Annotated in this window: 10 protein-coding genes; 1 reads left to right on the top strand and 9 read right to left on the bottom strand. The window is 37.5% G+C overall.

Features of this window, described 5'->3' with window-relative positions:
• Nucleotides 1-230 precede the first annotated feature (230 nt).
• Nucleotides 231-707, top strand: a complete 477-nt coding sequence (locus ACTH6U_RS07450) for a YbaK/prolyl-tRNA synthetase associated domain-containing protein (protein WP_434720246.1) — start codon at nt 231-233, stop codon at nt 705-707.
• Between the two features lie 208 nt (nt 708-915).
• Here the strand turns inward: ACTH6U_RS07450 and ACTH6U_RS07455 are convergent, their stop codons facing one another.
• The 9 genes from ACTH6U_RS07455 to ACTH6U_RS07495 form a co-directional block, all read right to left on the bottom strand.
• Nucleotides 916-1,557 carry a CatB-related O-acetyltransferase gene (locus ACTH6U_RS07455; RefSeq protein ID WP_294101247.1) on the bottom strand — a complete coding sequence of 214 codons (642 nt, stop codon included), beginning with the start codon at nt 1,555-1,557 and terminating at the stop codon, nt 916-918.
• Between the two features lie 292 nt (nt 1,558-1,849).
• Nucleotides 1,850-3,973: a metallophosphoesterase family protein gene (locus tag ACTH6U_RS07460; RefSeq protein ID WP_441831924.1), complete on the bottom strand. Its 2,124-nt coding sequence runs from the start codon at nt 3,971-3,973 to the stop codon at nt 1,850-1,852.
• A gap of 31 nt (nt 3,974-4,004) precedes the next feature.
• Nucleotides 4,005-4,712 carry an oligogalacturonate-specific porin KdgM family protein gene (locus ACTH6U_RS07465; protein ID WP_441831925.1) on the bottom strand — a complete coding sequence of 236 codons (708 nt, stop codon included), beginning with the start codon at nt 4,710-4,712 and terminating at the stop codon, nt 4,005-4,007.
• A 229-nt stretch (nt 4,713-4,941) separates the two neighbouring features.
• The gene (locus ACTH6U_RS07470) at nt 4,942-6,498 is read right to left on the bottom strand and encodes an HPr family phosphocarrier protein (protein ID WP_441831926.1); all 1,557 of its coding nucleotides are present in this window, start codon (nt 6,496-6,498) and stop codon (nt 4,942-4,944) included.
• Between the two features lie 18 nt (nt 6,499-6,516).
• Nucleotides 6,517-9,102 carry a glycoside hydrolase family 38 C-terminal domain-containing protein gene (locus ACTH6U_RS07475; RefSeq protein WP_441831927.1) on the bottom strand — a complete coding sequence of 862 codons (2,586 nt, stop codon included), beginning with the start codon at nt 9,100-9,102 and terminating at the stop codon, nt 6,517-6,519.
• Between the two features lie 96 nt (nt 9,103-9,198).
• Nucleotides 9,199-10,314, bottom strand: coding sequence for a PTS fructose transporter subunit IIC (locus ACTH6U_RS07480; RefSeq protein ID WP_294101257.1), 1,116 nt, complete (start codon nt 10,312-10,314; stop codon nt 9,199-9,201).
• Nucleotides 10,301-10,621 (bottom strand): PTS fructose transporter subunit IIB, encoded by a 321-nt coding sequence (locus ACTH6U_RS07485; protein WP_294101260.1) that lies wholly within the window; start codon nt 10,619-10,621, stop codon nt 10,301-10,303. The genes ACTH6U_RS07480 and ACTH6U_RS07485 overlap by 14 nt, the downstream gene beginning before the upstream one ends.
• Before the next feature lie 18 nt (nt 10,622-10,639).
• On the bottom strand, nt 10,640-11,089 hold the full coding sequence (locus ACTH6U_RS07490; protein ID WP_294101262.1) for a hypothetical protein: 450 nt from the start codon (nt 11,087-11,089) through the stop codon (nt 10,640-10,642).
• A 499-nt stretch (nt 11,090-11,588) separates the two neighbouring features.
• Complete coding sequence (locus tag ACTH6U_RS07495; RefSeq protein WP_294101264.1) at nt 11,589-12,776, bottom strand: multidrug effflux MFS transporter; 1,188 nt, start codon at nt 12,774-12,776, stop codon at nt 11,589-11,591.
• Nucleotides 12,777-12,908 lie beyond the last annotated feature (132 nt).

Below are 12,908 nucleotides of genomic sequence, written 5' to 3' on the forward strand. Positions count from 1 at the left end.
TTTACTATTTCAATGAACGTATACACCAATCTACCGCATTCATTTATTTTGCAAATACCTGCTAATTCATTGTCATTATTTTTATTTTCTACTTTTTAATTTTCAAGTCTCACTTACTCAACCTTTGCCATCACTTTCTATCAAGTTGTATATCAAATTGAAATTGGTATCATTCCAATTATAGGATGTCGATTTCAAAGGAAATAGTCGTGTCAGAAAATTCAATTTTTATGCAATTAACTCAGTTACTCGATAAAAATAGTGCTCGATATCGTGTGATGGAACACCCGACAGCAGGCAAATCAGAAGAAGTGGCTAAAATTCGTGGTACACAACTAGGACAAGGTGCAAAAGGATTGGTTTGTCATGTAAAAGGTAATGGCATACGTCAGCACGTCCTAGCCGTTTTACCCGCAGATAAGCAGGCTGACCTAAGTAAGATCGCGATAGCAATCGGTGGAACAAGAGCGTCATTAGCCAGCCCCAAAGAAGTGGATGAGTTAACACAATGTGTTTTCGGCGCAATACCGCCGTTTAGCTTCCACCCTTCTTTGTTGCTTATTGCAGACCCGCATTTATTTGGTCGTTTTGATGAACTCGCTTTCAACGCTGGCACATTAGAACGCTCTGTAATTTTAAATACAGAAGATTACCAAAGAATTGCATCACCAACGCTGGTTAATTTTATTCGTACTGAAGAAGCATAATTTACGGTTATTAAAAATAACCCTCAGACTACTGTCGAACATATTTTATTTGGCGGCAAGTCTAATAGGTTTTGAAAATAAATTAGGAAAATCAATTCATTGATTTTCGGCTGATAACACAAAGCGGGAAAAACCACGTTTTTATCCCGCTTTGTCAACAACCTCAGGGTTATTAAAAATAACCCTTTAAAAAATAAACTAAAACAACTTACAGATTGAGTTTTTTATCATATTCAAGGCTGGCCGTTTTTAATGCTATAAAATCTGAGCTACAAATAAACGGTTTTAACGCAGTAAACTTCGCTTCAGGCCAATCATAAATTTTGAGCTGCAATAATTCGCCAATAACGTCGGCAGAAAAACGATAATTAATCGGCTTAGCAGGGTTTCCCCCCACAATACTGTATGGCTCGACATCTTTAACAACCACACTATTGGCAGCAATAACCGCACCTTCGCCAATTTTAATACCTGGCATAATAAAAGCGCGCATACCAATCCAAGCGCCGTCACCAATCACGGTATCGCCCTTGCCAATGTAAGCCTCTTCAATATGCTCTAAAAATGGATATAAACAAAACCAATCCATACGATGGGTATGATTGCCGCCCATTAAAATGACCGCTTCACTGCCAATACAGACATAGTCGCCGATATAAAGTTGATCGACATCCCATGCAAGTTGCCAATCTCGACTTTGCTCGTCACCTTGCAAATAGCGAACCACTGATTGTTCAAAACCATCATCCCAGCAATCACTATAATAGCTATGTTGCCCTTTAATATGGATATTCGGATTTTGTACAACTTCATGCAGTAATTCGTATTTCGACCAATGCTTTTTATTCATGGTAACAAACCTTTTAATAACTTTAGTAGTACCATAGAAGAACGCTATCTATGGTGATGTATTCACGTTCAAAACACATCACAATCAGCAATTTGTGGTCGCTTTAATAAAGGGGTTTCCATAAAATAATCCTTAAATTAAATTTTGATAATATTTTATTGCTTAATGACTATTCTACTTTAAAAATATCATAAATAAACGGCTAAAAAAAATCATCGGCTACGTATTGCAACCGATGATTTAATTACATATCTAATTTTACTTATCAATGCGTTAAGCTATTTATTTTTAATCACTTCTTAACTTTACCCAAATTAAGCGGCGTGATCTCACCAGTTTCAACATTGATATAAAAATCACGGCTAGGATTACCTTGCAAATATTTATCTATTACAGTGAAAATACTACCAAAACGTAATTTAAAAATATTTTCAAACGTACTATCTGCATTAATCTTATTCGTTGAGCTCGGTAATGACGCTAATAATGTTCCCGTCAGTAACTGATACTGGTTCAATCGCTCCGCAGGAATATCCTGCAACGCCAACTCATCGGCATTACGTAACCGGTAAAAATCAACTGCAAGGTCGAACCCATTCCATTTCGCAAAATCATTTAATTTAAAACCGGCTTTATTAGCAACTAATGCCGCTTTTTGGCTAGCCTTTTTCCATGCATCTGCATTTTTATTTAAATAAACCTGCGTGATATCGATGTTCTCAGGGTTCACACCTTTAGCACATATTTCATGATTTTGACTTAACGGTGCCGTTAATACTTCATTATAAGCACTTTGGCTTTCTAACTGGCTGAGTATCAACATCTCTTCGCCATTCATACTAAATAACATTTGGCGAATTTCACATGGCCACTCTTCTGGCAGAAAACGTAAACGTGTTAATTCCGTAATATGCCAGTTAGTAAAATCATAATAATTATCTGCTTTAAGAATATCGCTATTCCAAAGATGTGGAGAATTGGTTTGTTTTAAATGATCCCACTCTTGTTGATAATGCTCGAATAATTCATCAAAACGCGGCACATTATCAATAATTACAGTTTGCACATCGATTTCATTGGCATTTTTAAAATTCAGAATCTTATATGCCGGAACATACGCTGCCATTGATGGAGCTTGGATATTAAACAATAAGCTACCATCGGGATATTTTCGCACACCAGTATCATTAAAATGCATGTGACCGCCAACATGCACGCCAATACCGGTTTTAGCCATTGCATGACTGGTATCTTCTTTTGGCGCCCTTTCTAATTGGAATTTACCTTTACCAAAAATAGTTTCAAGGTCATCCGCAGCACCATTATCAAACTCCACCATTGGGAAATGGCTAAATGTAATCAACGTTTTATTTTGCTCTTTTGCACGTTTTGCAACTGAAGTCATCCACTCTACAGTTTGCTGTTTATGCGTTAGCATTTTGTTGTAACCCGCGTTTCCTGAACCTGCAAAATTCTTGGCAGCTTTTGGGTTATTAATATCTGCTTTTTCAGAAGGCACATACACATTTGCATCAACAGCCATCAACCAAAGACCGGGAACAGGTTCAACAAGATAGCTGCTATCAGCGACATTAAAGCAAGGACCATAACCTGCTTGCTTATATTCACCACCAGTTCCTTGTGTACAAATTTCATACTGTCTTTGGCTAAAATCACTGGCTTTTACAGCAGCGTCATAACTATAACCTTTTGAGCCATAATCAGAATAAGGAGTTTCCCAATAGATATCGGCTGGCAATGGATTGATGCCAAAAGATTTCATGGCATCCATTACATTACCATAGCCACTATAAACCATTTCTTCGCTACAGATAGTTGGTAATTCAGCACCTGTATCAATAACTGCTGTTTTACCTTGATACCCCGTACACTCGCTAGCACCTAAACTAAAGATACGCTGAGTTTTCCCCTCTACACCCAAAAAGTCCTCTTTTCCTGCGGGCATATCAAATGGACGGTTAGGATCATGATTCCCTGGCGTAGCAAAAAAGCGCATGCCATATTTTTGTTCGTACTCTTGTAAAACTTTAACTAAACCACGTAAATGAATTGGCTGACCATCATCCGTAAAATCCCCCGGTAATGCGATCAACTTTATTCCTTTGCTGCCGGCATCTTCAAGGGCGGCACGTAGTGCAAAATAGTTTTCGTTAAATAAACGGGTCGATGTCAACTGCGCGTACATCGACCGAATAACCGCATTTTGACCGCTTTTACTATTTTTCAAACCATCAAACGAACCATCAGAAAATTGCCCATAAACATCATGAAAATGAATATCAGGCATAAATGCAACGGTATAATTATAGGCTTTATTATCGGTGGTCGTTGCAATCGCCATATTTCCTATCGAAATTAGTGCAAGGGCAAGACCGTATTTAATTTTATTGTTCATGTTTATTCCCTTTTATAGTGACCTATTTCTATCAGAAATTATATGCAATGCCAACGCGATAACGCATTTGCCATGCATCACGATAGGTTTTTCCATCTTTCACATAAGAACCATCATCATAAGAGACATAACCTAACTCGAAGTAAGGCACCCATGTTTTATTACCAATCCACGAAACATTTAAGTTATGTGCGTAATCTTTTTCTTTACCTTTATAGGCAGGGTAATCTGTATCAAATTTATATTCAAAATCATAACTCAAAGAAATATCTTGTATTTTATAACCTAAATAAAAATTACTTTGCCAATAATGTTGATTATCCTTTGCTGGTTTATTTGAATTATCAAAATGTCTAACACCGTAACGTAAACGTGTTCCAACATTAAAATCATCCGTCAGGTTATAAGCCGCTTTAACACTAAATTTATATGCGGTATCTTTTTCACCAGAATCTAAAGCAAAAGAAGGTGTTAATACAAAATCTTTAGTTACTTTATATTTATAACCCGCTTCAACCTCATTACCTTTTGAAGATAAATTTTCCATAAAGCCGCCATCTTTACTTCTCCATTTACCTTCAAGGCTAAAATAAGTGCCATTTTGTAAACTATGCCCAATTTTAATTCTATCTTCGTGGCGATGTTCATCACCTAACCATTCATGACGATAATCTACATATGTTGCATTAGCAACAGAACAAAAAATAAGTGTAGAGATAGCTAAAGTAAAATGTTTCATTAATTTTTCCTATATTTATGTGTGTTGTTATATTTAATTTTTATTTATGTGTTTTAAGTATTACTCGTTAGTTAGGACAGCCTCCATTCAATTGTTTTCATTTAAATAAGAATAACCAGTGCAATTTTAAGCAAAGTTATCCCTATCCTTTAAATTTAAAGAATTTACATTACGGACTAATATTATTAATTTTCTAAATCAAACAATAATATTTAATTTAAATGTTTTTTTATAATCCTAATTCATATTTTAATAGTTCAACGATTGCATTAGGATTTTTTGCACTCATTATTTTTTCACGAAAAGATTCATGCATTAACTTACGAGCAAGAACCGAAAAAATTCGCATATGTTGATTTTCTTCATTCTCATTAATGGTTAACATAATAATTAATCTAACATCAACATTATCCCCCCAAGATAAATCCTCTAATAACCGCATAACGGAAATACTGCTGTGCTTAACCGCGAGTGATTTACAATGCGGGATCGCAATAGAAAAACCTAACGCCGTACTGAAAACCTCTTCACGTTGCCAAATAGCGTGTTCAACATCTGTACCTGAATCTGTACGATGATTTACCTCTAAATTATCCGTTAGTAATTTGATAGCCTCATCTTTACTCGCCACTGTACTATCTAACAAAACTAATTCAGAAGTTAATACCGGATAATTAGAATCAACGTGTTTATTTGATAATGTTAAACGTGCTAATTTCGCTTTTTCCAGTGTTAACCAATCTTCTGCATACTTGTCTGGTTCAATAATTAACGCATTGAAACGGGTATCTAACAACAAAGTTTGGTTATTTTTAATTTGGTCAATAACCGCAGTACTTGCAGATAACAGTGGAATTGAATAAGTACGCGCTAAAATTACCGTATGCGATGTTTCTGCACCTTCCGCCATCACAATACCTTGTAAATTAGTACTATTGCCTTTTAAAGTCAGTAATTGTCCTGGGGTTAATAATCCTTGGCACACAACAATCGTATCGTTATCTAATTCTGGTAACTGTAATATCGGCGCTACACTAAGATGAATCGCGATCCGCAGCCCTAAATCTTTAATATCTAACTCGCGTTGGCGCAAATATTCATTACTGCTTTCACGAAATGGTAAACTTAACTCATCAATGGCCATCGCTAATGCAGACATTGAATTACGAGCCTGATCTTGCTCAAGTAAACAAGCCTCAACATCTTCATCATCAAGCAATTGGCTTTGCGCTTCGAGTATATTGGCAACTTCACCCGCAACCTTCTGAATATCTTGACGTAATTGTTCTCTCGCCAACAGTAATGCTTTTTTCAGTTCTTCATACTGTTGAATGCGTGAACTTTCAGGCTGCTCTTGCCCTAAACTGCGCAGCTCAGGTACCTTTATCAGTCGTGATTGCCCTTTTGCCAGCCCTTGGCTAACGCCATTCCCGCGTACTATTTTAGATATTGATCGGCTAAGAAAAATAGGCAATATTTGTTGCTCTGTTCTTGCCTCTTGAGCCAGAGGCACATCACAGTGAAGAAACTCTTGCTCAATAAAGACTTTTAGCCTTTCATAAGCCATATTTTCATCACGTCCTTCAATTTGAAAATAACATTCATCACCAAGCGCAACATCTGTACCCACTAACGCCAAAACGCTTTTAGCATTTCCTTGGCGCGCTTTGGTTTTATTAAACAGCGTTATTTCAGATTGAAAACTCACTGTTTTTTGCTCCAATGCGCTGGCAGGCCTTGCATGAATACCATTCGGTAGCTGGCAGCAAAAAGAAAGTGTTTGCATAAATGATACCTTTAATTATTAACTCATTAACCATGACACAGGGGCACAAGGTGCTGCTTTACCTGCGTTGACGCATTCCGTTTCAGCCAAAGTCACTTGCTGAATTTTAATGTCAGATTTAGGCGGCTCATATAACAACGGTTCGATACTTGGATTCCAACCGCGTAATACTAGTGCATCTACATTTTGGGCTTTTTTAAGCGTACTAAAATGTAAGCCACAGTCCCAAGTTAAAAGGCTATAACTTTCAGGAAAAACAAGGTCATGTGGATTCATTTTAAATTGCGACCAACCTGAATCTAAATAGCCAAATGCAGGCGTGCGCCAATGTTCAACATCTCGCCAGAAATCAGGATGCTGGCCTTGATGCATTGGTAATACCGCAAAATGAAAATGATGAATGCCAAATATTTGTGAATCAGGAGATGGCAAGACCATGCCAGAAGCACGACCAGGCCGCCAAGTCAGGTTAGCCTGCCCTAACCAACCAACGCTACGCAATAACGTCAATGCAATCATATCTTGGCGAGATTCAGGGATTTGATACTCTCTCAAACCTTCCGTCACAAGACATATGCCATGATTATCATTATGTTGCATAACAAGACTTTGCATTGGCCAAAGAGATGTCGGTGCCTCTGTCCAGTTTTCTTCTTGCCAATACGCTAAGCTTGTTGGCTGATTTTCTCGTTTAATTAAGCCAAATGGTTGATCTGCAAAATGAAATGCTTGCTGAATCTCTGTCGGTATCTCAATTTGTAAACGATGGTCTTGAATTGTATTGTTGACTGTAATTTCAATATCTAACCAAGGTTTATCGTGAGGTAACGAAATTTTCATTGAGATATCTAAATACGCATTGAGCTGGTGCTGCTGACGAGCTTTCGCATCGAGCGGGGCCGGGATATGCCAGTCCAAAATAAAAGCATCAATTAATGGCGCTCGAATACACTCAAATTGTTGTAGGTGTCCATCGCTACTCACCAGCCAATCATCTACAGGTGGAGAATAATTGTAGTTATCTCCGGCATCCCCACCATCAACTAAACGTAAAATATTTGAATAATGCTGTTGATTTCGTTTATCGATTAGTCTCAATTGACCATCATTTATTTCAATTTTTAACCATTGATTTTCAAGTGTATTCTCATTTTTTATCTGTAGCGGAAATTCAAAGTTAGCCGGCTCACCTTCATGAAGATAAAATGTACGGTAACCACAAGATGGCAAATCAGTCGCTTCAAGCAATACGTCACACTTGCGATACCATGTTGTGGTTGTACTATTTGCTAACTCTTGAACAATCAACGACATATCTTGAGGCTGTTCTTTAATTAGCTGCCAACGACAAGTTTTACCTTGGTCATCTTTAATACAAAAATCAGCTTCTGGCGTATATAGCGTGATACTAATTTGCGCATCACGTTGATGAGGTAGTGAATTAAAGACAATAATTTTTTTGCCTTTTTGAGTTGCCTCTATCCCTCCCGCTAACATTTTCATGTTGAGAGAGAGTAGTTGATTTGCACTTTCTAACCCATTGGTTAGTCGTGCTTTAACCATACTATTGACCCTATCAGAATTACATCCACCAATACTGTCATGAGCATGAGACTGCATGGCATCACGCCAAATATTTTCCACCGCACTTTGTGGATAAGGTAGACCTAACCGCCAATTAATCGAAAGTAATGGCTCAAGTTGCTGACTCACAAATTGCTCTAATTTGGCATTGAGTAACTTAATATCCATACGCGTGGAAAAAATGCCCCGATGAACACGCATATATTTCGGACTCAATAACTCACCACTAAATTCAGGTAATTGTTGGCCACTTTCCTGTAATGCGGTGAAAAAATCACTAAAACTACTTTTAACAAAATGATAATCCTTTTGCTGCTCATTCAATTTATTGAGCATTGCAGGCACAGCATATTCAAAAGGAGATTGATCATTTCCATTCGGCAATAAAATTTGTTCTGAATGTGCAAAACGCGCCTGTTTTTCTAAAATTGCAGGTAATACTGTTGAGGCTTTTTCCGTATTATCAGGCAACCACTTAGCGCAGCCATATCCCCACGGAAGCACCGCCGTTGTTACCGAATCCCCTGAATCTGCACGCCAAATAAACTCACTACTCGCAACGTCACGTTCACACCAGCCACGCCAAATCACTGCATATTTAATATCGAACTGTTGTAAAAACATTGGAAGTTGCGCACTTTGCCCAAATGAATCAGGGACATAGCCCACAGGCATATAACTACCCCAAGTTTCACAATCTGCTTTACCTAATAATAAATTTCTTGCAATAGACTCCGCACCCACTACCAAAAAGTCCGTTTGTGTATACCAAGGACCAATTAAAATTCGACCTTGTTTTATTAATTGCTTTAAACGGTCACATTGCTTGGGGGCAACTTTTAAATAATCCTCCAATACCACAGTTTGTCCATCTAGAATAAATGGTCCAAGAGTTGTATCTTGCTCTAAGCGATCCATTAAATCATTCATAAAATAATAAAGAATAATTTTGGAATCATTTTCGGTAAAATACCATTCTCTATCCCAGTGTGTATGTTGAATTAAATGTACGGTTTTCATTATATAACCTTTAAATAATCTATTTTCAGAATGAACGAGTCCATGGCGTTATAAACGCTGATTAAAACTTATTTAAGTTAATAAATAGAAATACGATTAGCGTCCTACTTTAAATTTAGGCGCAGCTTCTACTCCTTTAGCATTAATAGGTTCATTCCCACGAAAAATTAATAATGAGCCAATCGTAATAATGGCTGAGCCCACCGCTACGGATAAAATATAAATTGGCCATTTATCTACTGCTAACCAACCATAAAAGCCGGAAATTGGAGCATGGTTCATTGCGCCAAGTCCAACAGCCATTGCGGCTCCAGTCGCAGCACCAATAATATTAATAATAATGATCCTAGGATTTGCTAACGCAAATGGAATCGCCCCCTCAGAAACACCAATCAAACCCATTAGTGTAGAGGCTTTACCCGCTTCACGTAAGGATTCAGGAAAACGTTTTGCCCATATTAGTGTTGCTAACCCAATACCAATCGGTGGGATAATAATTGCAACTTGTGCCGCTGTATTTGGTTCATAAATTTCAGATGCCAAAAGCGCCATTGCAGTTGTAACCGCCGCTTTATTTACCGGGCCACCAAGATCAAAACCAACCATCGCACCAATAACCGCAGCCAAAATAACTTTATTCGAACCAGACATGGATAATAACCAATTTTCCATTCCATGATTAAGAGCCGCTAGAGGTGCGCCTATTACAAAAGCCATCACAATACAGGTTAATAATGTTCCACCCACTGGTAAAATGAATATTGGGCCGGCGGAAGCTAGTGATTTTGGTAACTTAGTATATTTCGCTAAAAAGCGAACTATGTACCCTGCAATAAAACCTGCGGCAAGTGCACCAAGAAAACCTGTGCCTAAATTACTCGCCAATAATCCACCGACCATGCCAGGCGCTAAGCCGGGCTTATTGGCTATTGCAAAACTAATATAGCCCGCAACAATCGGCAACATCAAAGACAGTGCTAATCCGCCAAAACCATCAAATTTATGCAACATTTGAATAATATAGTTTGTTGCCTCCGCATGGCTTGAATCCCAAATATTATCAATGCCATACATTGAAGCACCAATACGAGAGATCCCCATAATGACAGCGCCAGCAATCACAAATGGCAGCATCCATGATACTCCTGTCATGATGGCATTTTTGATCTCAGTTCCCACGCCCGGCTGCGAGCCGCCTTTAAACTTCACCATCACTCATCTCCTGCTCTAACGCATCAAAAATTGCCTCACCAAATTTGATAGGGTCGGCAACACTGCACTCAAGTTTGATCATGCCATCAAAACGCTCTCTATTAATAATGGCGACATCCGCTGCAAGGATAACCGCATCTGCGCGAGCCAAATCGTCACTGGTGATTTCATTTTCAACGCCCATACTTCCTTGAGTTTCAACTTTAATCTCATGCCCACGCTTTTTCCCTGTGATATCAAGAGACTCCGCAGCCATATAAGTATGAGCGACACCGGTGGGACATGCTGCGACACAAACTATAAACATAACAACTCCTTAAAAAATTTAATTCAGAGAATAAAAAAAGCACAATGGCGAAAACGCGCATTGTGCTTTTAAAGGTATTAACCCTGATTGACGAATATCACCAGGTGCACCACTTGTATGACGACAGGTCATTAATTGACGTAAACTTGAAGCCAGAAATAGAAATAATAACTCGTAAATTTTACGGGTATGCAAAGAAATAGATGGCTTATTACGACCTTTATTTTCGATTTTTTCAGGTGAACTAGAACAAATAGAAACATAAAGTTTTTGTGCGCTATGCCATAATTGAGACCAATTAACCGAAATATCACTATCGGATTGTTGGTGAGTATCCGTCTCATCTTTTTCTAAAGAAGTAATAGGGACAAACCAACAAATTTTGCTCAAAAAAGCCCTGCTTTTACTATCTAAAGATAGCAAAAATATAAAACTGGCTTTTAAAAATGGAGCAAAATGTTTGAGCATAGACCCCTCCTAAAGATTAACCGCATTCTAGTATTAAATAATAAACAATTACTGTGATTCCACGCTCACTTATTAAAGTTAGCATTAAAAAAAACAAAAAAATATTTTCATTAAAAATTAAACCGCTAAAAATTAAAATATTACCTTAAATACCCATGCTTATTTTAAATATTTTTTTAATTTTAAAATAAATATACAAAAATCAAGAAAAGCATAATATAGGGCTAATTTAACAATTAAAAACAACATTAATCCAGCTTAATTAGATTATTCTAATATAAGTTTTATAATCGCTATTTTATATGAAATGAAGCTTTTAATTATATAGAAATACATTAATTTTATTGAAACAGAAATACAGTATTCACTTAAATTTGGATTATATCGTTATTTTTCTCTAAATGTTAAATTATATATTCTCCCTTTCATTGTATATTCCACCAATAAAAGGGAGAGAAAAGTTGGCCTATAGCCAATGATCTAAATTACTGAAATAAATTTATTTCTGCACTGTAACCGCCAATCCTAAGCTCGTTTTTCGTGCAATTAATCCAAATATACAACCCATTAACATAACTAACGCTAAAGATAATTTAGGGGAAATAGGCAACGAAATAGCAAGAAGCCCCAATGTGGCACCACCCGCCATTTGAACAAAGCCGACCAATGCCGACGCGGTTCCTGCTTCATTACCAAAAGGCTCTAATGCGTAGCTAGTTGCCGTTCCCATCATGAATGCCAATCCACTGCAAGCACAAATAACGGGAAGCATATAAACAAGCCAATGATTTTGCACATCGATAGGCAGCAGCATAAAACCTAACAATAATCCTAAACTTCCCAAAGCCATCATTGAACTACCGATTAATAAACAGGTTGGTCGTCCTATCTTATGAATAAAGTAGTTAGCAATATAGCTGACAAACATGATCCAAAATCCATTAATCCCAAAAACAATAGAAAAAGCTAATGGGCTTAATTTCGCATCCCCCATTAAAACGCTTGGAGCGAGAGAAACATACGTTAATGCCATACCCATAGTTCCAGCATTTACTAATGCAAAAATCAGAAAATGATGGCTAGATATAATGCGAATATAATTTTTAAGTTGGATTTTCTTCACACTTTGCAAGCTAGCGGGTCGTGTTTCAGGTAAAAATCGAATAACTAAAATTAAAATCAAAATAGCATACAGAGCAAGGAACCAAAATGGTGCCCGCCAACCCCAAGCTTCAGCGAGTAACCCACCAAGCAATGGCGCTAAAGCCGGAACAATATTTAATGTGCCATTCAAAAAACCAAATGCTCGTGCCGCTGCTGTGCCATTCATACGGTCACGGACACAACTGAAAGCCACCACAGAAGTGCAACAAACCGCAATCCCTTGTAATAAACGTGAAACGATAAATATCGTTGAAGTTGTTGCTGATATAGCAACCAAAGCACCAATAATATAAATAATAATTCCCGCTATCGCGACAGGTTTACGCCCATATCGGTCAACCAACGGTCCTGAAACTAATTGCCCAACCCCAAGTACTAATATAAACAAAGCAATAGTCGACTGAATTACCGACTCACTACTCCCTAAGTCCTTTGCAATATCAGGTATGGTAGGCAAATATAAATCAATCCCTAACGGGCCGAGTAAAACTAAAAGGAGTAACAAAACCAAAAATTTACGCATATAAACAGTTCTAAAGTTGTGAATCTATTGGATTAACGCTCAATATATTTATGTCATATTGAGAATAGCCATGATGGCGATAAGAATAATAAATAGCGGATAATAAATAAGGATGCTATCAGGGTACTGGTC

Source organism: Providencia sp., assembly GCF_052096715.1.
Classification (GTDB): domain Bacteria; phylum Pseudomonadota; class Gammaproteobacteria; order Enterobacterales; family Enterobacteriaceae; genus Providencia.

What these genes read in the sequence shown, in the direction of transcription:
- ACTH6U_RS07470 (WP_441831926.1), bottom strand. Translation starts at nt 6,498, where the DNA reads ATGCAAACACTTTCTTTTTGCTGCCAGCTACCGAATGGTATTCATGCA.
- ACTH6U_RS07465 (WP_441831925.1), bottom strand. Translation starts at nt 4,712, where the DNA reads ATGAAACATTTTACTTTAGCTATCTCTACACTTATTTTTTGTTCTGTT.
- ACTH6U_RS07480 (WP_294101257.1), bottom strand. Translation starts at nt 10,314, where the DNA reads ATGGTGAAGTTTAAAGGCGGCTCGCAGCCGGGCGTGGGAACTGAGATC.
- ACTH6U_RS07475 (WP_441831927.1), bottom strand. Translation starts at nt 9,102, where the DNA reads ATGAAAACCGTACATTTAATTCAACATACACACTGGGATAGAGAATGG.
- ACTH6U_RS07460 (WP_441831924.1), bottom strand. Translation starts at nt 3,973, where the DNA reads ATGAACAATAAAATTAAATACGGTCTTGCCCTTGCACTAATTTCGATA.
- ACTH6U_RS07495 (WP_294101264.1), bottom strand. Translation starts at nt 12,776, where the DNA reads ATGCGTAAATTTTTGGTTTTGTTACTCCTTTTAGTTTTACTCGGCCCG.
- ACTH6U_RS07485 (WP_294101260.1), bottom strand. Translation starts at nt 10,621, where the DNA reads ATGTTTATAGTTTGTGTCGCAGCATGTCCCACCGGTGTCGCTCATACT.
- ACTH6U_RS07450 (WP_434720246.1), top strand. Translation starts at nt 231, where the DNA reads ATGCAATTAACTCAGTTACTCGATAAAAATAGTGCTCGATATCGTGTG.
- ACTH6U_RS07490 (WP_294101262.1), bottom strand. Translation starts at nt 11,089, where the DNA reads ATGCTCAAACATTTTGCTCCATTTTTAAAAGCCAGTTTTATATTTTTG.
- ACTH6U_RS07455 (WP_294101247.1), bottom strand. Translation starts at nt 1,557, where the DNA reads ATGAATAAAAAGCATTGGTCGAAATACGAATTACTGCATGAAGTTGTA.